The following is a 24,477-nucleotide window of genomic DNA, read 5'->3' on the forward strand; positions in this document are numbered from 1 at the left end:
TGCTGATCACTCCCCCATGACCAGCCCGTCCTTGGCGGCGCCGCGGCTGAGCACGACGTCCCGGATGCGGTCGCGCACCGCGCCCAGTTCGGCGCCGTCGCCGATGGCCCGGTTGAGGTCGACCACCCGGCCGGCCTCGAGGTCGAACCACTGCGGGATGAACTCGGCCCTGGTGACCTGCCAGCGGCCGCCCGGCCGCGCGGGCGGGGTGAAGGTGAAGCGGCCGAGGGTGGACTCGTTGCCGCGCGGGTCCCGGACGCCGTGGCCGTCGGCCGGCCCGCCGGGGATCTGGTCGCCCATGCCGTAGATCACCCAGGTGCCGTTGACCTTCTCGTAGGCCTGTGGGACATGGGCGTGGATGCCGAGGATCAGGTCGATGTCGGGGCGGCCGGCGGTGTTCGAGGCGGTGAGCCGGCGGGCGAGGGCGAGCTGCTGCCCGTTCGGTTCGTCCTGCGGTTCGGTGCCCCAGTGCACGGAGACCACGACCACGTCGGCGCCGGCCCGCCGGGCGGCGCGGGCGTCGGCGATCACCCGCTGCTCGTCGACGAGACTGACCGCCCACGGCTCACCGGCCGGCAGCGGCCTGCCGTTGGTGTCGAGGGTGTACGACAGGTGCGCGACCCTGGCCGGCCCGGCCCTGAAGATCATGACCGAGCGGGCCTCGGCCACGCTGCGGGCGGTGCCGTTGTGCCTCAGGCCCGCTTCGTCCATGGCGTCCAGGGTGCGGCGGATGCCGGCGGCGCCGTCGTCCAGGGCGTGGTCGGAGGCGGTGGAGCAGCCGTCGTAGCCGGTCGCGGTGAGGCCCTGGGCGATCTGCGGCGGGGATGTGAAGGCGGGGCGGCGGGAGCGGACGCCGCCCGTGCCGTAGACGGTGTCCATGTGACACAGCGCCAGGTCGGCGCGGGAGACCACGGGTTCCACGTCGGCGAGCATGGAGCGGAAGTCGTAGCCGCTCTCCCCGGCGTCGTAGGCCGCCCGGTCGATGACGGAGGCCTGCGGCAGGACGCCGCCGGAGGCGACGAGGGTGAAGCCGCGGGCGGCGGAGCCGACGGGGGCCGCGCGCCCGGACTCCTGCCGTGCGTGGTTCGTCCAGGCCGCGGTGGCCGCGAGGACGGCCGTGAGGGCCAGGGCCATGTGTTGTCTGCGTCCGAGCATCGATGCACCCCAGATATGTCATATTTACCGATAAGGTAGTGATGGCCCTATGGGTACGAATCTGGCCCGGCGAATAAACGGACCAGGTGCCCTGATTAGCCCGTCCGGTGCCTGCCGGACCGCTCGTCCGACCGTTCGCCGACGCGATCGACCGTCCGTCGCACCACGGCACCCGCCCCCTGTCCCCCGGTCCCGCCCTGCGCTGCCATACGGCCATGACGGCCGCGACCTCACCCGCCCACCGGACGGCGGCACCCGCCCGTGGGACGACGACCGCCGAGCACGAAATGGCCGCGCTCCAGCGCGAGCACGGCGGCCCGCTCTTCGCGCTGCTGCTCCGGCTCTGCGACGGGGACCGGCAGCGCGCCGAGGACCTCGTCCAGGAGACCCTGGTGCGCGCCTGGCAGCACCCCGAGGCGCTGCACGCCGACGGCTTCGACTCGGTGCGGCCCTGGCTGCTGACGGTCGCCCGGCGGCTCGCGATCGACGCCCGGCGAGCCCGGCTGGCCCGGCCGCCCGAGGCCGGCGGCGAGGTCCCCGAGACCGCGCGGGTCAGCGCCGACCACGCCGAACGGGCCGCGGCCACGCTCGATGTGCGCGAGGCTGTGAAGACACTCACGCCGGAGCACCGTGACGTCCTTGTACTCGTGTACTTCCTCGGGGCGAGTGTGGCGGAAGCGGCGCAGACCCTCGGCGTGCCACCCGGTACCGTGAAGTCCCGCGCGTACTACGCGCTGCGCGCGCTGCGCCGGGTCCTGCCCGGTTACGCGGCCGACCTGCACTGAAACCGGAGGCCGGGTCAAACCTCGGCAAAGCGCCTTGCTGTGGCCCCCATTGGGGCAATGGGCTGTCCTCATCCGCGTTCCGGGCGGGGCCGGGGGAGCGACCCCGACGGGGCCCGGGCCACGCGCACGTACCGGAGGAAGGGCAGGAAGGGATGCTGCACAGAGGGCACGAGAGCACGGGCGGCACCGACGGCGGTGAACTGGCCGTCCCCATGGCCTGGTTGTACGCCGAGTACATCGCCGACGAGCTGCTGCGCACCGGCGACCTCATGCCGCCGACGTCCTTCGAGTTCCGGGCCGGGCGGGACGCGCTCGCGCTGACCGTCTTCCTGTCCGACACCGAGGGGGAACTGTCCGGCATCCGGGTGATCTCCCAGCTGGAGAACTGGCTGTCGCTGACCGCCTACGACCAGCCCTGGCAGGAGTGGGTGGGCGCGCGGATGGCCGAGCTGACCGAGCGGGCCGCCGAGAGCGGCACCGGCTCGCCCGACCTGGCCCTCGCGGCACAGGCCTGGCGCTGGCTGGAGGAGACCGAGCTGCTCGCCCCGGACCTGGACGCGGTGCCGGGCGGCGGTGCGGTGCCCGGCGAGGACGACGGGCCGAAGGTGTGGACCCCGGCCTGGCGGCTCGGGCTGCCGCTCGGGCACCTGGCGATCCACCTGTTCTGACCCACGGGCGTCCGGGGCCGCGGACTTTTTCGAAAACCGACCAATCCGCGGGCCGGGCCGCTCCGAATCCCTCGTCCGGGTTTTCATGGGTGGCTTGAGTGATTCGGCTGTCGGCTGCGTACGGGTGGGAGCAAGGAGTAACCCCACCCACACCCATAGGCACGAGGATTCGGCATGAGGTCCCAGGAAAGGCATCGCGACGTCGGCGCCTACGCGCTCGGCGTGCTGAACGAGGCGGACGCCTTCCGCTTCGAGGACCACCTCATGGAGTGCTCTCAGTGCGCGGCACAGGTGACCGAATTCGGGCCCGCAGCACGGCAGTTGCTGCTGTACCGCCGGGCCACGCCGCGCTTCGTGCACCCCATGGCGCAGCCCGGTCCCCGGCTGCTGGAGCGGCTGCTCGGCGAGGTCGCGCGCCGGCAGCGGGTACGCCGCCGCCGCTTGCTGTACGGCCTGGCCGCCTCCGTGGTGCTGGCCGTGGCCGGTCCGGGGCTGGTGGCCTTCACCGGCCATGACGAACCGGCCGCGCACGTCACCGCGGCGACCGATCCGCACACCGGGGTGTGGGCCGAGGTCACCACGGACGGCGAGGACACCGGCAGCCGGCTGCTGCTGCGGGTCAAGGACCGCACCGGCCCCCACATCTGCCGGCTGGTCGTCGTGGGCCGCGACGGCTCCGAGCAGGTCGCGGGCACCTGGACCGAGTCCGGCCCCGACGCCGGCACCTTCACCACGCTCGGCGCCTCCCCGCTGCACCCGGACGAGATCGCCCGCTACGACGTGCGCACCACCGACGGACAGCCCCTGGTCAGCCTGAAGGCGCCGTGACCGCTCACTTCAGCAGCCGGGACAGCCTGCGGTCCGCCAGCGGCTTGCCGCCCGTCTGGCAGGTGGGGCAGTACTGGAGCGAGGAGTCGCTGAAGGAGACCTCGCGGACGGTGTCGCCGCACACCGGGCAGGGCTCGCCGGTACGGCCGTGGACGCGCAGCCCGCTCTTCTTCTCCGCCTTCAGCCGCCCGGCGGCAACTCCCCGGGCGCGTTCGACCGCCTCGGTGAGCGTGCTGCGCAGCGCCTCGTAGAGCTGCCGGGTCTCCTGCGGAGTGAGGGAGGAGGCGAGCTTGAACGGGGACATCTTCGCGGCGTGCAGGATCTCGTCGCTGTAGGCATTGCCGACGCCCGCGATCAGGGACTGGTCGCGCAGGGCACCCTTCAGCTGTCGTCTCTCGCCGTGCAGCAGGGCGGCGAAGCGCTCCTCGTCGAAGCCGTCGGCGAGCGGGTCCGGGCCGAGCCGGGCGATGCCCTCGACCTCGTGCGGGTCGCGGACGAGGTGGACCGCGAGGCGCTTTTGGGTGCCGGCCTCGGTGAGGTCGAAGCCCTCTCCGGTCTCCAGCGCCACGCGCAGCGCGAGCGGGCCCTTGCCCGGCCTGGGCGGGCCGTCGGGCAGCCGGTCCTTCCACTGCAGCCACCCCGCGCGGGCCAGATGGGTCACCAGGTGCAGGCCGCTGTCCGCCTCGAGGTCCAGGAACTTGCCGTACCGGTGCACGGCCGTCACCTCGGCGCCCTCGAGGGCGGTGACCGGCGGGTCGTACGTCTTCAGGACGCTGACGGCGACCGGCAGCACCCGGGCGACCCTGCGGCCCGCCAGGTGCTCGGCGAGGAAGTCCTTCAGCGCTTCCACTTCGGGCAGTTCCGGCATATGTCCACAGTGCCATCCGGGGCCGGGTCAGGTGAGCCCGGGCACCAGGAACTCGCACCACACCGCCTTGCCGCAGCCGCGCGCCTCCACGCCCCAGACGTCGGCGATCCGGTCCACCAGGAGCAGGCCCCGGCCGGAGACGCCGTCCTCCCCCGCCTCGCGGCGGCGCGGCAGGGCGCTGGAGGAGTCCTCGACCTCGATCCGGAGCCGGTGGTCGCTGCCCTCCAGCGCCCGCAGGGTGACGACCGCAGGGCCCTCGGTGTGCAGGAGGACATTGGTGATCAGCTCGCCGGCGACCAGTTCGATCTCGTCGGCCCGCTCGGCGGCGCCCCAGGCGAGGACCGTGGCGCGGATCATGTGCCGGGCCCGGACCAGGGCCTGCGGGTCGCCGGACGCCACATGCTGCTGGAGCCGGCCGGCCGCCCTCGCCGCCCGTGGGGCGTGCCGGCGCAGCAGGAGCAGCGCCACGTCGTCGTCGCCGCCCCGCTCCTCCGCCAGCTGGATCAACCGGTCGGCGAGGTCCCGCACGTCGTCCGGGCCCTCGCCGACGAGCGCCACGAGGCCGCGCATGCCGTCGGCGAGGTCGGCGCCGGGCTGCTCGACCAGGCCGTCGGTGCACAGCAGCAGGGTGTGGCCGGGGTCGAGTTCGAGGGTGGTGACGGGGTACTCCAGCCGGCCGAACTCGGCGGACAGGCCGAGCGGCAGCCCGCCCTCGACCGGGACCTGGCGGCAGGTGCCGTCGCTGTGCCGCACCAGCGGGTCGATGTGACCGGCGCGGACGGCCTGTACGACTCCGGTGGCCAGGTCGGCCTCGGCGTACAGGCAGGTGGCGAAGCGGTCGGTGTCGAGTTCGTGCAGGAAGACGGAGGCGCGGGCCATCACGGTCGCCGGGGTGTGTCCCTCGGCGGCGTAGGCGCGCAGCACGATCCGCAGCTGGCCCATGACGGCCGCCGCGTGGGTGTCGTGGCCCTGGACGTCGCCGATGACCGCGCCGACCCGGCCGCCGGGCAGCGGGATCAGGTCGTACCAGTCGCCGCCGATGTCCCGGCCGAGGGCGCCGCCGGCGGTGGCGGCACGGTAGCGCACGGCGACGTCCGCGCCGCGCACGCTGGGGATGCTGCGCGGCAGCATGGCCTGCTGCAGGCTCTGGGCGAGGTCCTTCTCCTGCTCGTAGAGCATGGCCCGCTGCAGGCTCTGCGCGATGCTGCTGCCGAGCGCGACCAGCACGGCGCGCTCCTCGGCGGAGAAGCCGCGCCGGTCGTCGTAGAGCAGGCCCATCGCGCCGATCGGGCGGGCCTGCGCGATCAGCGGGAGGTAGGCGGCCGAGGTGATGTTCAGGTCGGTGAGGTGCGGCCAGAGGATCGGGAAGCACTCGGCGAACTCCTCGGGGGACTCGATGAACCGCGGCACGAGCGTGCGCACGACCTCGCCCATCGGGTACGGCTCCTCGATCCGGGTGATCCGGGTGCCGGGCACGGATGCGGACATCGGCCCCTCGGCGACGAGCCGGATCCGTCCCGCCTCCACGAGGCCCATCACCAGGCTGGCAGCGCCGAGATGGCGCACCCCGTGGGTGTCCTTGAGGACGTCGATGACGTCGTGGACGGTGCGGGCGTGGGCGAGCGCGGCGGAGACGGCCTGGACGATGCTGGTCTGCTGGCGGAACGCCTCGTCCTGGGCGGCGCGCAGGCCGCGGGCGGTGGTGTCGGCGAGTTCCTGGGTGGCGTCGCGGACGATGCCGATGACCCGGCGCGGGCGGCCGGTGGTGTCGCGGCGGATGTAGCCCTGGGAGTGGGTCCAGCGCAGGGTGCCGTCGCGGCGGCGGATGCGGAAGTAGGCACCGTAGTTCTCACTGCCGTCCTTGATGGCGCGGGCCACCACCGTGTCCAGCCGGGCGGCATCCGGCGGCGGCACTCGCGCGGCCAGGGACCCGGGGCGTCCGTCGAACTCCCCGGGCAGCAGGTCGAACACCGCGCAGGCCTGGGCGTCCATGTGGATCAGGCTCGTGTCCAGGTCCCAGTCGAAGGTGCCCATGCGGTTGAGCGCCAGGATCGGTTCCGGATGAGCGGGCCGGTCCTCCGGGAGTGACAGGGCACTCGCTCCCCGATCAGCCATGGGCCCACCTTGCCAGGATTCGCCGGATTCTTCGACCTGATCGGCCGGCCGATCCGGGAACTGTCCGGGGATCCGGCCCCGCGGGGGCGTGCCACGGCCCGGCCGGGGTGGCCCGAGCGGCTGTGCTCAGCCGCCGGAGGCGTCCGCGAAGCCGCCGGGCGGGCCGGGGTCGTAGCGCGGGCCGGGGCCGGCGGGCGGGCCGGGGCCGTCGGGCGCGTCCAGGGTGAGGCCGAGGGACGGCGGGGCCTGCGGGAGGGCCAGTCCGGCCGCCGGGGTGGGCCGGGCGGTGGGCGCGGGGGTGCGGCCCGGCGTGGCCGGGGCGAAGGGTGTCGCGGTGCCCGGACGCGGGCCGGCCGGCGCCGTGTACGCCGGTGCGGTGCCGGTGAGTACGGTGTTCGCCGGGTCCGGAACGTCCTCGGGCGGGGTGGCCCCGGCGGGCGCGGGGACGGCGCGGTCGTGGCGGACGTCGGGGCCGGTCCGGCGCTCGATCCAAGTGTGTGTGCCGACATCGACGATCGTGATGCTGGTGACGGCCCGGGGCGCCGGGATCACCGCGACCACCAGGCTCGGCCGGTACCCGGACCAGGTGCTGCCGCTGGCGCCGAGGCCGCCGGGGACCGCCGCGGGCGGCCCCAGCGGGTTGCCGCAGGCGCAGCGCACCCGGGGCACGCCCCGGTTGTCCACGAGGACGGCGGTGCCGGCCTGGAGCACGGCCTGATAGGCGGCCGCCCGCCTGTCGTGGTAGGTGTGATCGGTGACCCGGGTGTCGGCGCGCAGCACGACCGGGGTCAGGCCGCGCAGGTAGCCGGGCAGGCCGGTCGCGGAGACGCCGGCGGCGCGGGCGAAGGCGTCACCTCGGGCCCGGTCCGCCGTCAGGTACCCGATCTGCCGCTCCACGTCACAGCCGGAGACGTGCGCGACGCCGCTGTAGAGGCCGGGCGTCCCGCCGGACAGGGCGCGCATCGCGCGCGGCGGGACCACGGCCAGCACGGCGGGCATCGGCGGGCGGGCGGACGCCGCGACGGTCGGGGCGGTGGCGTCCGGGCCCGTGCCGCCGGGGCCGGGGGGCTGCCACACGGCGGCATCGGTGACCGTGGAGTCCGTGAAGGGCTCGGGCCCCTGGGAGGTGGCGGGCTGGAGGTAGATCTCCACGCCCAGCCGGGTCTCCTTGACGCCGGGGCGGGCGCAGCCGGCCAGCAGGAGCGCGACCGAGAGCGCGCAGGCCGTGACGATGGATCCGGGGGGTATCCGCACCGTACACTCCGCATCACTGTGGGTTATTTAACCTCTATTGTCTGCATTGCACCCGTTTGGCTGGCAACTCGGGGGGCGGTCATGATGGAGACGGCCCCCGGCGGTGTGGCCGAGACGAAGGGCGCGCAGCCGTGAACTGGTTCACCGCTCCCGACTACTGGCTGAGCCGGCTGGTCCTCCAGCGGGCTCTGGCCACCGTGTATCTGGTCGCGTTCCTCACGGCGGCCCGGCAGTTCCGCGCGCTGCTGGGCGAGCGGGGCATGCTGCCGATCCCCCGCTTCGTGGCGTGGGCGCCCTTCAAGCGGGCCCCGAGCCTGTTCCAGCTGCACTACTCGGACCGCTTCTTCGCCGGCTGCGCCTGGGCGGGCTGCGCGGTGTCCGCGGCCCTGCTCGCCGGGGCGGACTCGCTGCTGCCGCTGTGGGCCGGGATCCTGCTGTGGCTGGTGCCGTGGGCGCTGTACCTGTCGATCGTCAACGTGGGCCAGACCTGGTACGCGTTCGGCTGGGAGTCGCTGCTGCTGGAGACGGGCTTCCTGGCCGCGTTCCTCGGCAACGACGAGGTGGCGCCGCCGGTCGTGGTGCTGTTCCTGCTGCGCTGGATCCTGTTCCGGGTGGAGTTCGGCGCCGGGCTGATCAAGCTGCGCGGCGACGCCTGCTGGCGCGAGCTGACCTGCCTGTACTACCACCACGAGACACAGCCGATGCCGGGCCCGCTGAGCTGGTTCTTCCACCGTCTGCCGAGACCGCTGCACCGGGTGGAGGTGGCCGCGAACCATGTCACGCAACTGGTCGTGCCCGTGCTGCTGTTCACCCCGCAGCCGGTCGCCTCGGCAGCCGCCGCCCTGATGATGGTCACCCAGCTGTGGCTGGTGCTGTCCGGCAACTTCTCCTGGCTGAACTGGATCACCATGGTGCTGGCCCTGTCGGCGCTGCGGATCCCCGCCTCCGCGCCGTCCTCCGCGGCGCCGGCGCCGCTGTGGTACGAGGTCCTGGTGCTCGCGCTCGCCGCGCTGCTCCTCTGCCTGAGCTACCGCCCGGTGACGAACATGATCTCCCGCGGCCAGGTCATGAACCGCTCCTTCGATCCGCTGCACCTGGTGAACACCTACGGCGCGTTCGGCAGCGTGAGCCGGGTCCGCTACGAGGTGGTGGTCGAGGGCACGCTGGACGACCTGCCGCGCGAGGAATCCGACTGGCGGGAGTACGAGTTCCGGGGCAAGCCCGGGGACATCCGGCACTGGCCGCGCCAGTTCGCGCCGTACCATCTGCGCCTGGACTGGCTGATGTGGTTCGCGGCGCTGTCCCCGGGCTATGCCGGCGAGTGGTTCGGCGCTCTGGTGGAGCGGCTGCTGGACAACGACCGCGACACCCTGCGCCTGCTGCGCCGCTCCCCCTTCCCCGAGGACACCCCGCCGCGCTTCGTCCGGGCCCGCCTCTTCCGCTACCGCTACACGACCTGGCGGGAGCTGCGGGAGACGGGCGCCTGCTGGGAGCGGACGTATGTGCGCGAGTACCTGCCGCCCACGCGGCTGGCCGGGACGGCTCAGAGGCCGTAGACGCGGGTGGCGGTGGTCTCGAGGACGCGGGTCCGTTCGGCGGGACCGATCAACCGGGTTGCCGCACCGAGGACTTCGCCGTACGTGCCGGCCGCCGTGCACACCGGCCAGTCCGAGCCGAACATCAGGCGGTCCGGGCCGAAGGCCTCCAGGGCGGTCTCGGCGTACGGGCGCAGGTCACCGACGGTCCAGGAGGCGGGGTCGGCCTCCGTGACCAGGCCGGAGAGCTTGCAGAACGTGTTGGGCAGCGCGGCGAGGGCGCGCAGGTCGGTGGCCCAGGGTTCGAGGGCGCCGGACGCGATGGGCGGCTTGCCCAGGTGGTCGAGGACGAAGGTGAGCCGGGGGACCGACCGGGCCGCCGCCACGCAGGCCGGGAGCTGGTGGGGCAGGACGACGAGGTCGTGGACGAGTCCCGCGTCCGCGAGCGCGGTCAGGCCCCGGCGGACGTCCGGGCGCAGCAGCCACCGCGGGTCGGGTTCGCCCTGGACCTGGTGCCGGATGCCCTTCAGGTGGGCGCCGCCGGGCAGTCGGCGCAGCCGGGCCAGTTCCCCGGCGATGTCCGGGCGGGTCAGGTCCGTCCAGCCGACGACGCCCGCGATCAGGTCGTGGGCGTCGGCCAGCGCGAGGAGTTCGGGGGTCTCCTCGGGCACCGTGACCGTCTGGACGAGGACGGTGCGGGTGACTCCGCACGCCCTCGCCTCGGGTTCGAGGTCGGCGAGGGTGAAGTCCCGTCTGAGCGGGCTGTGTTCGGGGATCCAGTCCTGGTCCCGCACCGAGAGGTCCCAGACGTGGTGGTGGGCGTCGACGGTCACGGCAGCTCCCAGACGACGGGCAGCCCGGCGTCCGCGCCGGAGCGGGAGTAGTCGTGCACGACGTCGAGCAGCTCGGCCATGCGGGCCTGCCAGGCCACGTTCACCGGCAGTTGCTCCAGCTCGGCGAGGAGACGTGGGTAGTCCTCGCACTCGAGCAGGTGGAACAGGTCTCTCCCGCTGCGCCAGATGGTCCAGGAGGTGGCGCCGGCGGCGCGGATGGCGTCGGTGAGTTCCTTCGGGACCTCGCGGTGGGCGGCCTCGTAGTCGGCGATCCGGTCGGCGCGGACCTTGGTGTGCAGGGCGACTTTCATGACGGGTCCTCGCGTCTCATGACGGGTCCTCGGGTCTCTTCACGGGTCCTCGGGTCTCATGACGGGTCCTCACGGGGCAGCAGTCCGCTCTCGCGCAGCTCCGACCAGAACGCCGCCGGCACCTCGGCCGCGAACTGGTCGGCCGAGTCGTGGACTTCGGCCGCGGACCGGGGTCCGGTCAGCACGCAGGCGACGGCCGGGTGGGCGGCGGGGAAGGCCAGCGCGGCGGCGCGCAGGGTGATGCCGTGCCGTTCGGCGACCGCCCGCATGCGCACCGCGCGCTCCAGCAACTCCGCCGGCGCCCGGGCGTAGTCGTACGTCGACTGCGGCTTCGGGTCGGCCAGCAGGCCCGAGTTGAAGACACCGCCGAGGACGACCGGCACCCCGCACTCGGCGGCGGCCGGCAGCAGATCTGCCGCGGCGCTCTGGTCGAGCAGGGTGTAACGCCCCGCGCACAGGACCACGTCCACGTCGGTGTCGCGGACGAACCGGGTCAGCATCCGCGTCTGGTTCATGCCCGCTCCGATCGCGCCCACCACGCCCTCACCGCGCAGCTTCTCCAGGGCCGGATAGCCCTCGCGGAAGGCCTGTTCGGCATGGTCGTCGGGGTCGTGCAGGTACACGATGTCGACGTGGTCCAGGCCGAGCCGGTCCAGGCTGGCCTCCAGCGAGCGGCGGACGCCGTCGGCGCTGAAGTCCCACACACGCCGGTGCGCGGCGGGTACGGCGAAGCCGTTGGCCAGGTCGTCACCGGTGCCGTCGGCGGGCTCGAGGCGGCGGCCGACCTTGGTGGAGACGGTGTAACGGGTCCGGTCGTACGCCCGCAGGGCCGCGCCGAGCCGGCGTTCGGACAGGCCGAGTCCGTAGTGCGGGGCGGTGTCGAAGTACCGGATGCCGCGCTGCCAGGCGGCCCGGACCGCCTCGCCGGCCTGGTCGTCGTCCAGCGGGGTGAAGAGGTTGCCGATCGAGGCGGCGCCGAAGCCGAGCGGGGTGACCTCGACGCCGCTTGCGCCGAGCCGGCTCACCGGCCCGCCGGGCGCAGCCTGAGGCCCTGCATGCCGCCGTCGACGGCGAGCGCGGTGCCGGTGGTGGCGCCGGACAGGGGACTCGCCAAGTAGGCGATGGCGCCCGCGACTTCGGCGGCCGACACGAGGCGGCCGGTGGGCTGGCGGGCCTTGAGGGCGGCGCGCTCGGCGGCCGGGTCGGGGGCCGCGTCCAGCAGCCGGCCGACCCACGGGGTGTCCGCCGTGCCGGGGTTGACGCAGTTGACGCGGATGCCCTCGCGGACGTGGTCGGCGGCCATGGCGAGGGTCAGGGAGTACACCGCGCCCTTGGTGGCGCTGTACAGGGCGCGTTGCGGGAGTCCGGCGGTGGCCGCGATGGAGCAGGTGTTGACGATCGCCGCGTGCGCGGAGCGGCGCAGGTGCGGGAGGGCGGCGCGGGCGGTGCGCACCATGCCGAGGACATTGACGTCGAAGACGTCTCGCCACTCGGAGTCGTCGTTGTCCTCGACCGTGCCCTGGGCGCCGATTCCGGCGTTGTTGACCAGGACGTCCAGGCCGCCGAGGGCCTCGGCGGCGCGCTCGACCGCCGTACGGACCGAGGCGTCGTCGGTGACGTCGGCGCGGTGGGCGAGGAGCGGTGTGCCGACGCCGGTGATGTCCCGGTCCAGGACGGCGACCTGGGCGCCCCGCGCGGCGAGGAGGTCGGCGGTTGCCCGGCCGATGCCCGAGGCGCCGCCGGTGACCAGGGCCCTGAGCCCCGTGAAGTCGCTCATGCAGCCTGCCCCTTCCGGGTGTCGGGGCCGGCGGCCCAGTAGGTGCCGCCGGGGAAGGTGTACCGCTCGACGGACTCCGGGCGCAGGGCGGCGGAGAATCCGGGTGCGGTGGGTGCCGTGTAGTGGCCGTCGCGGACGACGACCGGGGTGACGAAGTGCTCGTGGAGATGGTCGACGTACTCGATGACCCGGTCCTCGGTGGTGCCGGAGAGGGCCAGGTAGTCGAACATGGACAGGTGCTGGACGAGTTCGCACAGGCCGACCCCGCCGGCGTGCGGGCACACGGGGACGTCGAACTTGGCGGCGAGCAGCAGGACGGCGAGGTTCTCGTTGACGCCGGCGACGCGGGCCGCGTCGATCTGGACGATGTCGAGGGCACCCGCCTGGAGCAGCTGCTTGAACATGATCCGGTTGTGCACGTGTTCGCCGGTGGCGACCTTCACCGGGGCCACCGCGCGGCGGATCGCCGCGTGGCCGAGGACGTCGTCGGGACTGGTGGGCTCCTCGATCCAGTACGGGCCGAACTCGGCGAGGGCCTTGGTCCAGCGGATCGCCTCGTCCACGTTCCAGCGCTGGTTGGCGTCGACGGCGAGCCGGACGTCGGGTCCGATCACGGCACGGGCGACGCGGCAGCGCCGGATGTCGTCGTCGAGGTCGGCGCCGACCTTCAGCTTGATCTGGGTGAAGCCGTCGGCGACGGCCTGCGCGGCGAGCCGGCCGAGCTTGTCGTCGTCGTAGCCGAGCCAGCCCGGGGAGGTGGTGTAGGCGGGGAAGCCACGCTCCAGCAGCCGGGCCCGGCGCGCGTCGGCGCCCTGCCTGCCGCGTCTGAGCAGGTCGAGGGCCTCCTGCGGGGTGAGGGCGTCGGCGATGTACCGGAAGTCGATCTGCGCCACGAGCCACTCGGGGTCGGCGTCGGCGAGCAGCTGCCACAGCGGCTTGCCGGCCCGGCGGGCGGCGAGGTCCCAGACGGCGTTGACGACGGCCCCGATCGCCATGTGCATCACGCCCTTCTCGGGGCCGAGCCAGCGCAGCTGGCTGTCGCCGATCAGGTCCCGGAAGAGCCCGCCCGGGTCGGCGCACAGCTCCGTGACGTCGCGGCCGAGCACATGGTCGCGCAGCGCGTCGACCGCGGCGACCTGGACGTCGTTGCCCCGCCCGATGGTGAAGACGAATCCGTGTCCCTCGATCCCGTCGGCGGCGTCGGTGCGCAGCACGACGTAGGCCGCCGAGTAGTCGGGGTCCGGGTTCATCGCGTCGGAGCCGTCCAGCTCGCGCGAGGTGGGGAAACGGATGTCGCGGGTGTCGACCGCGGTGACGCGGGCGGGGGCCTGGGACACTGAAGTCCTTTCGGTCGGCGGATACTTGACGCTCCATCACATGGGACGTGACCGTCAGTCCTGAGCGCGGCCCGTCGTCACGCGGGCGATCATGAGGGCGACGAGGATGATGCCGCCGTAGATGGCCTGGATCCAGAACGACGGGACCTGGGCGAGGGTGAGCAGGTTCTGTACGACGCCGAGCAGCAGGACGCCGGTCAGGGCGCCGGACATGGTGCCCTTGCCGCCGTCCAGGCTGATGCCGCCGATCACCGCGGCGGCGAACACGGTGAAGATCATGTTCTGGCCCTGGTTGGCGCTGATCGCGCCCACGTACCCGGTCTGCAGCAGGCCGCCGATCGAGGCGAGGACGCCCGCGATCACGTAGACGCCGAGCATGACCCGGTCGACGCGGACGCCGGCGGCGCGGGCGGCGTCCGCGTTGCCGCCGATGGCGTACAGAGCACGGCCGGTGCGGTGGTACTTCAGCAGGAACCCGGTGACGGCGAAGGCGGCCGCGGCGAGCCACACGGACATCGGGACGCTGAGGAAGGTGGTGGTGGCCAGCGAGTAGAAGCTGTCGGGCATGCCGAACAGGGTCCTGCCCTTGGTGGCGCCGACGAGCAGGCCGCGCAGCACGATGAGCATCGCGAGGGTGACGATGAAGGCGTTGAGCCGGAACTTGACGACGAGGATGCCGTTGAAGGCGCCGACGGCCGCGCCGGCCACGGGAATCGTCAGCAGGGCGAGCCCGGCGGGAAGTTCCGTGCCCCAGCCGGACTGGCTCGCGGGCAGCACCAGCAGGGCGCCGACGGCCGGTGCGATGCCGACCACAGACTCCAGGGACAGGTCGAACCTGCCGGTGATCAGTACGAGGGACTCGGCGAGCACCACCATGGCGAGCGCGGCCGAGGCGCCGAGGACCGAGATCAGGTTCCGCTCGGTCAGGAAGGAGTCGTTGACCAGGGCGCCGAGCACCATGAGCAGCAACAGGGCGGGGACGAGGGCGAGTTCGCGGGCCCGGCGCAGCAGGACGGTCCGCGCCGACCGCGCGTCAGGGTTCTTCGGGGGCGCGAGCGGCGGGGCCTCCCGGGTGTCAGCCATGGTCAACTCCTTCGATGGAGGCGATCAGCTCGTGGTCGCGCCAGCCGGCCGGGTGCTCGGCTGCGACACGGCCGTGGAAGAGGACGAGGACGCGGTCGCAGCGGCGCAGGTCGTCGAGTTCGTCGGAGACGACGAGGACGGCGGTGCCGTCGTCGCGGGCGCTGTCCATGTGGGCGAGCAGCGACTCCTTGGACTTCACGTCGACGCCCGCGGTGGGGTTGATCAGCACGAGCAGGCGGGGGTCGGAGGCGAGGGCGCGGGCCATGACGACCTTCTGCGCGTTGCCCCCGGACAGGTCGGACACGGGCTGGTCGGGGCCTTCGGCGTGGATGTCGAGCCGGTCGATCAGCTCGGCGGCGAAGCGGCGCCGCCGGTCGGTGGCGACGAAGCCGAGCCTGCCCAGCTGTTCCAGCACGCTGAGCGTGGCGTTGTCGCCGATGCTCATACCGGTCACCAGTCCCTGTACGTGCCGGTCGCGCGGAACGCAGCCCACCCCGGCCCGCAGTGCGGCCCGTACGTCGCCGAACGGCAGCCGTTCGCCGTCCAGCCGGGCCGTTCCGCCGGTCGGGGTGTGCAGTCCGGCGAAGGACTCGGCGAGTTCGGTCTTGCCGCTGCCGCTGGAGCCGGCGAGTCCGACGACCTCGCCGCGCCGGACGGTGAGGTCGACGCGCTCGTACGCCGGTGAGGTGAGCCCGCGCGCCTCCAGCAGGACGGGCGCGCTCTCGTCGACCGCCCCGCGCCGGACGGCCTGTTCGGTGACGGACTCCCCCGCCATGGCCTCCACCAGGGCAGCCCTGGGCAGGTCGGCGACGGGTGCGGTGGTGATCCAGCGGGCGTCGCGCAGCACGGTGACCGTCTGGCAGACCTCGTACACCTCCTGGAGGTGGTGCGAGATGAACAGGAAGGTGACGCCGGAGTCCTGCAGGGAGCGCATCCGGGTGAAGAGCCGCTCGATCTCCCGGTTGTCGAGCTGGGCGGTGGGTTCGTCCAGCACGATGAACCGGGCGCCGAAGCTCAACGCCCGTGCGATCTCGACCATTTGGCGGTCCTCGACCCTGAGGTCGGCGGTGCGCGCCTCGGGGTCCACGCGCACGTCCCAGGTGCCGAGCAGTTCGGCGGCCGCACGGCGCAGCCGCCGCCAGCTGATGAAGCCGCGGCCGGTGGGCTGCCGGTTGAGGAACAGGTTCTCGGCGACCGTCAGCTCCGGGACGACCGTCGGCTTCTGGTACACGCAGGCGACCCTGCGGCGCCAGGCGTCCCGGTCGGCGAGCGCGGGCGCCGCCCGGCCGTCGAAGCGGACCGTGCCCTCGTCCGGGGACTGGAGGCCGGTGAGGACGTTGACCAGGGTGGACTTGCCGGCGCCGTTGCGGCCGACGAGGGCGTGGGACTCGCCGGCCACGACGGTGAGGCGGCCGTCGGCGAGGGCGACCGTGGGGCCGTACCGCTTGACGATGCCCTCTGCTTGCACCAATGGCGTGGTCATTTGACGGTGTTGCCCCACAGCTTGGGGTCGTCGACGTCGGCCTTGGTGACCAGCGGCGCGGGCAGCTGGTCCTCCAGGATGCCGCCGGGCAGCTCGACGATCGTGGAGCCGTGGTCGGTGGGCCCGGGCTTGAACGTCTTCCCGGCCATCGCCGCCTTGATGTAGTACAGGCCGTACCTGGCGTAGGCGTCGGCGGGCTGGGAGACCGTGGCGTCGATCTGGCCCTTGCGGATGGCGTCGAACTCCTGCGGGATGCCGTCGTTGGAGACGATGGTGATGTGGCCCTGCGCTCCGGCCGGCTTGAGCATGTTCTTGGACTTCAGGGTCTGCAGGGTCGGCGCGAGGTAGACGCCGCCGGCCTGGAGGTAGATGCCCTTGATGTCGGGGTCGGCGCCCAGCAGGGTGTCGAGCTTGGCGGCGGCGGTGTCGGACTCCCACTTGGCGGGGACCTCCAGCACCTTGAGCTTCGGGTACTTCTTCTTCACACAGGACCGGAAGGCCTGGGAGCGGTCGCGGCCGTTGACCGAGGCGAGGTCGCCCATGATCTGCACGACCTTGCCGCTGGTGATGTGCGCTCCGAGGTAGTCGCAGGCCTTCTCGCCGTAGGCCACGTTGTCGGCGCGCACCACCATGGCGACCTTGCCCTTGTCGGGCGCGACGTCGACGGCGACGACGGGTACGCCCTTGCGCTCGGCCTGGTCGAGCCCGGCCTGGATGGCGGCGCTGTCCAGCGGGGCGACCACCAGTCCCTTGACGCCCTGGGTGAGTTCGTTGTCGATGTCGGTGATCTGCTGCGAGGGGTCGCTGTTGGAGTTGACCGTCTTCAGCACCTGGACGCCCTCGGACTTGGCCATCTTCGGCACATAGTCGTTGTACGACTGCCAGAACGGCGAGGTCAGCAGCGGCAGGATCACGCCGACCTTGCCGGTGCCGCCGCTGCCCGCGCTCGCGGTGTCCTTGGTACTGCCGCAGGCGGCGAGCATGAGAGAGGCGCCGGCGGCCAGAGCCACCGCGCCGACGATCCGGGACCTGCTGCGCTTCCTCACTGTGCTGGCGGGCATCTCGCGGCTCCTCGTCGAGGGTGTTCGAGCAGACGCCGCATACTTATCAGACCAATGAGCCGCATCAACACCCTCGTGCACGGAAAATTCAAGGATTCCGGGCGTAGTGGTCGGACCAATCGGCTGGTTAGACTGCGGCGCAGCGGGGGGAAGGAGGAGCGGCGTGGACGAGGAAGAAGTGCCGCAGAAGGGCACGGTGACGCAGCGCGCCATCGAGGAGATCAAGGCGATGATCGCCGAGGGCCGGCTGGAGCCGGGCCAGCGGCTCCCGACCGAGCGGGATCTCGCCGCCCGGCTGGGCATCTCGCGCAGCTCGATGCGGGAGGCGATCCGCGCGCTGACGGTGCTCGGCGTCCTGGAGGCCCGGCACGGCTCCGGGATCTACGTCACCGCACTGGAGGCCGGTGACCTCCTGGAGACCTTCGGGGTGGTCGCGGACCTGTCCCGGGGCCCGCGCCTGGTGGACCTCCTCGAGGTCCGCCGGATCCTGGAGTCGACGGCGACCGCGCTGGCCGCGGCACGCATCACGGACGACCAACTGGCCGCAGTCGGAAAGCACTTGGCGGCGATGAACGCCACCGACGACCCCGAGGAGATCCTCGCCCACGACCTCGCCTTCCACCGCGAGATCGCCGCCGCGGCGGGCAACGAGACCATGGCCGCCATCCTCGAGGGCCTGTCCTCACGCACCTTCCGCGCCCGGGTCTGGCGCGGCTACCAGGAGGAGGGGGCCTTCGCCCGCACCCGCCGCGAACACGCCGCGATCCACCGCGCCCTCGCCGCGCGCGACCCCGAGGCGGCCCGGGCGGCGGCCGCGGCCCACGTGGGCGAGGTGGAGGAGTGGCTGCGGGCCCAGCTCGGCACATGACCTCCCCGCCACGGGAAGGTTTCAGCCGAGGTGACCCACCTGCCAGGGCCCGGCGATCGATCCGTCCGGTTCCCAGCCGAAGCGGTGCAGTCTCCCGCTCTCGTCCCGCCGGCCCGCGGTCTCGAGCAACTGCACGGCCCGCGGCAGGGCGCGGGGGTAGCCGCAGTCGGCGGCCTGCTGGTACCAGGCCACGGCCTCCTCGGCGCGGCCCCGGTCCAGGAGCATTCCGGCCCCCGTCCACAGGCAGTTGACGTCCCCGCCGCCCTGCGCGCGGTCGCGCAGCCAGTCGAGGTCGTCCTCGATCCGGCCGGCCCGCGCCAGCATGTCCGCCGCCTCCCGGGCCGCGCACGGGTCGCCGTGCTCGGCGGCGATCCGGTACCAGGCGAACGCCTCGTCGACGCGCCCCGCCCTGGTCAGGACGCCGGCCACGGTGCGGGCCACCGCCGCGTCTCCGGACTCGGCCCGGCGCCGGAGCCAGTGCACCATCTCGTCCGTCCGGCCGCTCCCGGCGAGCAGTTCCACGGCCCGGTCCAGGGCGGGGTGGCTTCCCGCGTCGGCGGCCTTGCGGTACCAGGCGATGGCCTCCTGCGTCCGTTCGGCCAGTTCCAGCATCCCGGCCACGGTCTCGGCGGTCGCGGCGCCACGGATCCAGGTGCGCACGTACGGGCTGCAGCACAGCCGGTCATGGGCCTCGCCCGCCCGCCCCTCCTCGCACAGCAGGGCGGCATGGGCCCACGGGGCGTCCTCGCTGCCGGCCGCCTCGGCCCGCAGGTACGTCTCCCCGGCGGGGGCGGTGCGTCCCGCCGCTCGCTGTATGCCCGCCGCCGCCCACAGCACGTCGGGGTCGTCGGCCTCGGCGCAGGTGCCCAGGACGTCCAACGCCGTGTCCACGTCCCCCAGTTCGGCGAGCAGTTCCGCGGCCCGCTCCGCGGCCCCGCGAAGGCCGGCCTCGGCGGCCCGCCGGTACCATCCGGCCGCCTCACGCGGCCGGCCGGCCCTCTGCAGCCGTACGGCGGCCACCCATGCGGCGTTCCCGTCGCCGCCCTCGGCACGCTCCCCGAGCCAGGCCTGCACCTGGTCCAACTGCCCTCGCGCACCCGGCTCGTCGGCGAGGGCCCACAGGTCGTCGTCATCTCCCGTCTCGACGGCCCGCCGGTACCAGACCAGCGCTTCGTCCACCCGTCCGGCCGCGTTCAGCATGCGTGCCGCCGCCCACACCGCCCCGGCGTCCCCGGCGTCGGCCGCCTGCTGCCGGCAGACCAGCGCCTCGTCGGTGCGGCCGCTGTCCTGAAGCACCTCCGCGAGCCGCCCGAGGGCATCGGCGTGCCCCGCACCGGCGGCGCGCCGGAACCACTCGAGGGCCTCGTCCGTCCGCTCGGCCTGCCGCAGCATCTCGCCCATCGCGCACATGGCGTCCGTGTCGCCCGCCTCGGCCCGCTGCCGCAGCCGGGCGAGCCGCTCCTCCGTCCCGTCCCCTCCCGGGGACAGCAGGACCGGCTCATGACCGCGCGTGGCACCGGCCGCCGCATGGGCCGCTTCCCGCGCCGCCCAGGGATCGCCCAGCGCGGCGGCGCGCCGGTAGGCCTCGGCGGCCTCGGCACCGCGGTCCACGCGTGCCAGGAGTCTGGCGGTCAGGCACCATGCCTCGACGTCGTCGGCCCGCGTGCGGGGCTCCAGCCAGGTGATCGCCTCCTGTGTGCGGCCCAGTCCGTGCAGCAGGTCGGCCGCCGCCCGCATCGCGTGCCGGTCACCTGTGCCGGCGGCACGCTGGTACCAGTGGATCGCCTCGTCGGTGCGTCCCGCTTCGTGCAGCAGTTCCGCCAGGGCGCGCACCGCGTGGTCGTCACCCGCCTCGGCTGCCCGCCGGTACCAGGTCAGGGCCTCGTCCGTGCGGCGGTTGTCGTACAGCATCTGCGCGGCCGCCCGGACGGCCTGCACGCCTCCGCGGGCGGCCGCGCGCCGGCAGCAGTCGAGGGCCTCGTCCAGCCGCCCGGCCTCGTCCAGCAAGCCCGCCAGGGCGAGCAGGGCCGAGGTGTCCCCGTGGTCCGCCGCCGTCTCGTACAGCCGGGCCGCGATCCGCAGCAGGCCGCGGTCGTGGGCCTCCCGGGCCGGCCTGAGCCGGTCGCCCGGGGCCGCGTGGTCGACCAGGGCGTTCCACAGCGCTTCGGGTACGGCCGCGCCGCGGCGGCCGGCCCGGCCGTACTGGTCGAGGTAGTCCGCCAGCCGTAGGCAGGGCCCGGCCGGCAGGACCCGGCCCTGCCGGGGACGCATCGGCGTGAGGGGACCGCGGGTGCCGCGCAGCGCACTGGTCGCATCGGCGAGGGCGGTCTCGAGCCAGTCGTCGCCGAGGAGGTCCCACTGGTCGTCGGTGAGATAGCCCCCGGCCCCGGCCGCGAAGCAGGGCTCGGGGCAGGGCGAGACCGTGGCCCAGGCGCCGGGCGTCCATGGCGGCCTCGATCAGGGCCCGGGCCGCCGCGGGGACCGTGCGGTACCGCTCCAGCAGCGCGGGAGCACCGGACAGGTACTGCGTGATCTGTCCCTGCTCCGCGTGTTCGAGGGCGTACCGCAGTCGCGGGTCGCGCTCCGCCTGCCGGGCCGCTGCCCTCAGCTCCGGTCCGCTGAAGGCGGACGGCACCCTCAGTTCGTGGCCGGTCAGCAGGGCACGGGCCTGGGCATGGGGGTCGTCGCCCGTCCGTGCGGCCGGGGAGGTGGTGAGTCTCGTCCAGTACTCGGGCCAGATCGTGCCCAGGACCAGGACGGGAGCCCGGCGCGGGTCGCCCAGCAGGGTGCGCAGACCGGCGGCCACCCGTTCGCCCAAGTCTGTGGCAGGGGTGAGGAGATAGTGGTGCGCCTCGTTGAGCCATACGACGGTGCGGGGCGCCGACCGGGCCAGTTCGGCGAGGGCCGCCTCGGGCCGTGTGGGGTCGATCGGGTGCCACAGGCGCCATCCGCCGGGGACGGCACGCAAGGCCTCCCAGCACGCGCGTGTCTTGCCCGTGGAGGACTCGCCCACCAGCATCACCAAGCGGCTGCTGCCCGCCGCGGCCTCGCTCACGAGGGTGCGCAGCACCGCGTCGTGGGGCCGTTCGACGTAGACCGGCAGCTCCGGCGGCGCCGCGGCACCGGGCAACGGGCCGAGGTCGATGGCTCGGTGCACCTCCAGCGCGAAGGGGTCCCGCATCGCGCACAGCGGCCTTCCGGGACGCTCGTCCACCGGCGTGGCTCCCTGCAACTCCCCGGTGGGGGCGGGCAGTTCGCCCTCGCCGGGCACGTCGGCGCCGGCCCGGTGGGCCGGTGGCCGCCCGGCGAGGCCGCCGCTGCTGTCGCGGTTCATCCCGCCATGGTCTCGCACGGGGTGTCCTCCGCGTGACCGTCCGGGCGGACAGCGCCCCCTCGCCGGCCGGCGGTTCGTGTCCCGAGAGGTCAGCGTCGCAGCCGCAGCGTCACCAGTTCGAACGGCCGCAGGCGTACGGCGATCCGCTCACCCTCGCGGGCCGGCGCATCGGTGTCGCCGAGCGGCCGTTCCAGCAGGTCGGTCACCGTGACGTCGCTGACCCGGAAGCCCGCCGTGAGGGTGGCCCGGGCCCGGCCGCCGTGGGCCTCGTGGAAGCGGACCACCACGTCCCCGCTGCCGTCGTCGGCGAGTTTCACCGCCGTGATCACGACGGCGTCGTTGTCGACGGTGACCAGCGGGGCGATCTCGTGGGCGCCGGTCAGCCGGCGTTCCGGAAGGTTGATCCGCCAGCCCTCGCGCACCGCGTCGGCGATCGAGGCACCCGGGACCAGGGCGTGCCGGAAGCGGTGGACGCCCTGGTCGGTCTCTGGGTCGGGGAAACGGGGGGCGCGCAGCAAGGACACCCGGACCGTGGTGACGGTGGCCGTCGTGCCGCGCCCACGGCCGGGGCGGACCGTGCGGGTCACGTCGTGGCCGTACGTCGAGTCGTTGACGACCGCGACGCCCCAGCCGGGCTCCTCCAGGTGCACGAAGCGGTGGTTGCACGCCTCGAACTTGGCCGCCTCCCAGGAGGTGTTGGTGTGGGTCGGCCGGTAGGCGTGCCCGAACTGGGTCTCCGACGCGTACCGTTCGGCGTGCAGGTCGAGCGGGAAGGCCAGTTTGAGGAACTTCTCCGTCTCGTGCCAGTCGACCTCGGTGTCGATCACCAGCCGCCGTTCGCCGGGCGGCAGGGTCAGCACCTGGGTGACGCGGGAATCCCCGAAGGACCGGGTGATCCGCACCGAGACGCCGTCCGCGCCGGCGCTCACCTCGTCCGCGTCCGTGAGGTCGGTGACCGTGTTCCGGTAGAACTCGTCCACGTCCCAGGCGTCCCACATGTTCGGGAAGTCCGGGTGGAGTTGGAGCAGGTTCGCCGCCGCCTCGGGGGCGACGGTCTCGCGGTCGGCCTCGATGTCGTAGGCGGAGACGATCAGGCCCCGGGCGTCGATCTCGACCCGGAGGAGGTCATGGGCCAGCACGTGGCCGCCACCGGGCCGGTCGGTCAGGGTCGTCCCCCGCGGCACCGGGCGCCGTGCCCGGGCGCCGCCGGCCGGTACTCCGGCGCGGGTGTGCGGTGCCGCGTTGAAGACCAGCTCGTGGTCCCCGTCACCGGCCAGGGCCCGCTGGGCCGCGTCGATGATGCCGTTCAGTTCGGCGGCGACACGCTCGTACGTCGCCCGCGCCTCCCGGTGCACCCAGGCGATGGACGAGCCCGGCAGGATGTCGTGGAACTGGTGCAGCAGGACCGTCTTCCAGATGCGGTCCAACTCCTCGTAGGGGTAGGGGAATCCGGTGCGGACCGTCGCCGTGGCCGCCCACAGCTCCGCCTCGCGCAGCAGGTGTTCGCTGCGCCGGTTGCCCTGCTTGGTCCGGGCCTGGCTGGTGAGTGTGGCCCGGTGCAGTTCGAGGTACAGCTCGCCGACCCAGACGGGCGGTTCGGGGTACTCGGCCTCGGCCTTGCGGAAGAACGCGCGCGGTGTCTCCCAGACGACGGTCGCGGAGCCCTCGAGGTCACGCAGCCGGGCCGCCTTGGCGACCATCTCGCGGGTCGTGCCGCCGCCTCCGTCGCCCCAGCCGGTCGGTGCCAGGGAGTGCCGGGCCCGGCCCTTGTCCTTGAAGTTGCGTGCCGCGTGGGCGACTTCGCTGCCCTTCATGGAGCAGTTGTAGGTGTCGACGGGCGGGAAGTGGGTGAAGATCCGGGTGCCGTCGATGCCCTCCCACTGGAAGGTGTGGTGCGGGAACGTGTTCGTCCGCGACCAGGAGATCTTCTGCGTCAGCAGCCATGTGCTGCCCGCCGCCTTGATGATCTGCGGCAGTCCGGCGGCGAAGCCGAAGGTGTCCGGCAGCCACGCCTCCTCGTTCTCGATGCCGAACTCGTCGAGGAAGAACCGTTTGCCGTGCACGAACTGGCGGGCCATCGCCTCCGATCCGGGCATGTTGGTGTCCGACTCCACCCACATTCCGCCGGCCGGCACGAACCGCCCGTCCGCCACGGCCTTCTTGACCCGCGCCCACACCTCGGGCCGGTGCTCCTTCACCCACGCCCACTGCTGCGCCTGGGACATGGCGAACACGAACTCCGGCTCGTCCTCGATGAGTTGTGTCATGTTGGAGGTCGTCCGGGCCACCTTGCGGACGGTCTCGCGCAGCGGCCACAGCCACGCCGAGTCGATGTGCGCGTGGCCGACGGCGCTGATCCGGTGCGCGGAGGGCACCGCGGGGGCGGACAGCACGCCGGTGAGCTGTTCGCGGGCGCGCGCCGCCGTGCCGTTGACGTCCTGCAGGTCGACGGCGTCCAGGGCGCGCTCGACGGCGCGCAGGACGTCGTAGCGGCGCGCGGAGTCGACGGGCAGCTCGGCCATCAGCTCGCCGAGCACCTCCAGGTCCATGACCAGCTGCCACACGGTCTCGTCGAAGACGGCCAGGTCCATGCGGGCGAGCGTGTACTGCGGCTCGCTGCCGGCGGTCTCCTTGTCGCCGAGCGGCGTGGGCAGGAAGGGGTGGTAGTCGAGGATCACCGGGTTGGAGGCGGCCTCGATGTGCAGGCGCACCTCCTCGCCGCCGGCGGCGGGCGCCGCGATGCGCACCCACTGGTTGCGCGGGTTGAGGCCCTTCACCGGGGTGCCGTCGGGCCGGTACACCAGGCCCTCGCACTGGAAGCCGGGCATGTTCTCGTCGAAGCCCAGGTCGAGCAGGGCCTCGACGGTCTTCCCGGCCCATGTCCCGGGCACGGTCCCCGTCACCCGGAACCAGCTCGTGCCCCAGGGAGCACCCCACCGGGCGCCCGCCTCGACCGGCTCGGGCTCGGCGGCGAGTCCCTCCGCGACCGGTACGGGTTCGCCGGGCGCGTGCCACACCGCGACGTCCAGCGGCACGGACTCGGGGTACACGGCGGGGCGAATGCGTTCGTCGAGGACCCGCCTGAGGCGGGCTTCCACCAGAGTGCGGTCGTCATGCATACGGGGTGCTCCCTGCGGGGTTCCGGGTGGTTGCGGGATTCCGGGTGGTCACCAGGGGGGTGA

At 73.4% G+C, this 24,477-nt stretch carries 20 protein-coding genes; 6 read left to right on the top strand and 14 right to left on the bottom strand.

Features of this window, described 5'->3' with window-relative positions; translation table 11 throughout:
• Nucleotides 1-6: 6 nt before the first annotated feature.
• Complete coding sequence (locus A6P39_RS07900; protein ID WP_067043230.1) at nt 7-1,155, bottom strand: CapA family protein; 1,149 nt, start codon at nt 1,153-1,155, stop codon at nt 7-9.
• A 215-nt stretch (nt 1,156-1,370) separates the two neighbouring features.
• On the opposite strand from A6P39_RS07900, the gene A6P39_RS07905 reads away from it, so the two are divergent.
• The 3 genes from A6P39_RS07905 (at nt 1,371) to A6P39_RS07915 (ending at nt 3,436) form a co-directional block, all read left to right on the top strand.
• Complete coding sequence (locus A6P39_RS07905; RefSeq protein WP_067043394.1) at nt 1,371-1,940, top strand: sigma-70 family RNA polymerase sigma factor; 570 nt, start codon at nt 1,371-1,373, stop codon at nt 1,938-1,940.
• Between the two features lie 152 nt (nt 1,941-2,092).
• The gene (locus A6P39_RS07910; RefSeq protein ID WP_067043227.1) at nt 2,093-2,608 is read left to right on the top strand and encodes a hypothetical protein; all 516 of its coding nucleotides are present in this window, start codon (nt 2,093-2,095) and stop codon (nt 2,606-2,608) included.
• A gap of 174 nt (nt 2,609-2,782) precedes the next feature.
• On the top strand, nt 2,783-3,436 hold the full coding sequence (locus A6P39_RS07915; RefSeq protein ID WP_067043224.1) for a zf-HC2 domain-containing protein: 654 nt from the start codon (nt 2,783-2,785) through the stop codon (nt 3,434-3,436).
• A gap of 4 nt (nt 3,437-3,440) precedes the next feature.
• On the opposite strand, the gene A6P39_RS07920 is transcribed toward A6P39_RS07915, so the two are convergent.
• The 3 genes from A6P39_RS07920 to A6P39_RS07930 all read right to left on the bottom strand — a co-directional run bounded on the left by A6P39_RS07920 (nt 3,441) and on the right by A6P39_RS07930 (nt 7,673).
• Complete coding sequence (locus A6P39_RS07920; RefSeq protein ID WP_067043221.1) at nt 3,441-4,304, bottom strand: Fpg/Nei family DNA glycosylase; 864 nt, start codon at nt 4,302-4,304, stop codon at nt 3,441-3,443.
• Nucleotides 4,305-4,331: 27 nt separating this feature from the next.
• Nucleotides 4,332-6,419, bottom strand: coding sequence for a SpoIIE family protein phosphatase (locus A6P39_RS07925; protein ID WP_067043218.1), 2,088 nt, complete (start codon nt 6,417-6,419; stop codon nt 4,332-4,334).
• 126 nt (nt 6,420-6,545) lie between these two features.
• A complete protein-coding gene (locus A6P39_RS07930) occupies nt 6,546-7,673 on the bottom strand; it encodes a DUF6777 domain-containing protein (RefSeq protein WP_067043215.1) in 1,128 nt (375 codons plus the stop codon).
• Nucleotides 7,674-7,804: 131 nt separating this feature from the next.
• Between A6P39_RS07930 and A6P39_RS07935 the strand changes: the two genes are divergently transcribed.
• Nucleotides 7,805-9,229, top strand: a complete 1,425-nt coding sequence (locus A6P39_RS07935) for a lipase maturation factor family protein (protein ID WP_067043211.1) — start codon at nt 7,805-7,807, stop codon at nt 9,227-9,229.
• Here A6P39_RS07935 and A6P39_RS07940 read toward each other — a convergent pair.
• Genes A6P39_RS07940 through A6P39_RS07975 form a run of 8 tightly spaced genes read right to left on the bottom strand, consistent with a single transcriptional unit; the run spans nt 9,217 to nt 17,093 of the window.
• Nucleotides 9,217-10,041, bottom strand: a complete 825-nt coding sequence (locus A6P39_RS07940) for an amidohydrolase family protein (protein ID WP_067043208.1) — start codon at nt 10,039-10,041, stop codon at nt 9,217-9,219. The genes A6P39_RS07935 and A6P39_RS07940 overlap by 13 nt on opposite strands.
• The gene (locus tag A6P39_RS07945; protein ID WP_067043205.1) at nt 10,038-10,352 is read right to left on the bottom strand and encodes an L-rhamnose mutarotase; all 315 of its coding nucleotides are present in this window, start codon (nt 10,350-10,352) and stop codon (nt 10,038-10,040) included. Before A6P39_RS07945 ends, A6P39_RS07940 begins: the two co-directional genes overlap by 4 nt.
• Before the next feature lie 56 nt (nt 10,353-10,408).
• Entirely contained in the window at nt 10,409-11,377 is a 969-nt protein-coding gene (locus A6P39_RS07950; protein ID WP_067043202.1) for an aldo/keto reductase, read from the bottom strand.
• Nucleotides 11,374-12,129 (bottom strand): SDR family NAD(P)-dependent oxidoreductase, encoded by a 756-nt coding sequence (locus A6P39_RS07955; RefSeq protein ID WP_067043199.1) that lies wholly within the window; start codon nt 12,127-12,129, stop codon nt 11,374-11,376. Before A6P39_RS07955 ends, A6P39_RS07950 begins: the two co-directional genes overlap by 4 nt.
• Entirely contained in the window at nt 12,126-13,466 is a 1,341-nt protein-coding gene (locus A6P39_RS07960) for an L-fuconate dehydratase (RefSeq protein ID WP_067043196.1), read from the bottom strand. Before A6P39_RS07960 ends, A6P39_RS07955 begins: the two co-directional genes overlap by 4 nt.
• A 54-nt stretch (nt 13,467-13,520) precedes the next feature.
• Nucleotides 13,521-14,549 carry an ABC transporter permease gene (locus A6P39_RS07965; RefSeq protein ID WP_067043193.1) on the bottom strand — a complete coding sequence of 343 codons (1,029 nt, stop codon included), beginning with the start codon at nt 14,547-14,549 and terminating at the stop codon, nt 13,521-13,523.
• The gene (locus A6P39_RS07970) at nt 14,542-16,032 is read right to left on the bottom strand and encodes a sugar ABC transporter ATP-binding protein (RefSeq protein WP_067043190.1); all 1,491 of its coding nucleotides are present in this window, start codon (nt 16,030-16,032) and stop codon (nt 14,542-14,544) included. The genes A6P39_RS07965 and A6P39_RS07970 overlap by 8 nt, the downstream gene beginning before the upstream one ends.
• Complete coding sequence (locus A6P39_RS07975) at nt 16,029-17,093, bottom strand: sugar ABC transporter substrate-binding protein (RefSeq protein WP_067043188.1); 1,065 nt, start codon at nt 17,091-17,093, stop codon at nt 16,029-16,031. The genes A6P39_RS07970 and A6P39_RS07975 overlap by 4 nt, the downstream gene beginning before the upstream one ends.
• Before the next feature lie 163 nt (nt 17,094-17,256).
• On the opposite strand from A6P39_RS07975, the gene A6P39_RS07980 reads away from it, so the two are divergent.
• Nucleotides 17,257-17,961, top strand: a complete 705-nt coding sequence (locus A6P39_RS07980) for a FadR/GntR family transcriptional regulator (RefSeq protein WP_067043186.1) — start codon at nt 17,257-17,259, stop codon at nt 17,959-17,961.
• Nucleotides 17,962-17,982: 21 nt separating this feature from the next.
• On the opposite strand, the gene A6P39_RS07985 is transcribed toward A6P39_RS07980, so the two are convergent.
• Nucleotides 17,983-20,232, bottom strand: a complete 2,250-nt coding sequence (locus tag A6P39_RS07985; RefSeq protein WP_067043183.1) for a tetratricopeptide repeat protein — start codon at nt 20,230-20,232, stop codon at nt 17,983-17,985.
• A gap of 805 nt (nt 20,233-21,037) precedes the next feature.
• On the opposite strand from A6P39_RS07985, the gene A6P39_RS07990 reads away from it, so the two are divergent.
• Complete coding sequence (locus tag A6P39_RS07990) at nt 21,038-21,331, top strand: hypothetical protein (RefSeq protein WP_067043176.1); 294 nt, start codon at nt 21,038-21,040, stop codon at nt 21,329-21,331.
• A 53-nt stretch (nt 21,332-21,384) separates the two neighbouring features.
• On the opposite strand, the gene A6P39_RS07995 is transcribed toward A6P39_RS07990, so the two are convergent.
• Nucleotides 21,385-24,414 carry an alpha-mannosidase gene (locus A6P39_RS07995; protein WP_067043173.1) on the bottom strand — a complete coding sequence of 1,010 codons (3,030 nt, stop codon included), beginning with the start codon at nt 24,412-24,414 and terminating at the stop codon, nt 21,385-21,387.
• Between the last annotated feature and the right edge of the window lie 63 nt (nt 24,415-24,477).

The sequence above is a fragment of the Streptomyces sp. FXJ1.172 genome (assembly GCF_001636945.3).
Classification (GTDB): Bacteria; Actinomycetota; Actinomycetes; order Streptomycetales; family Streptomycetaceae; genus Streptomyces.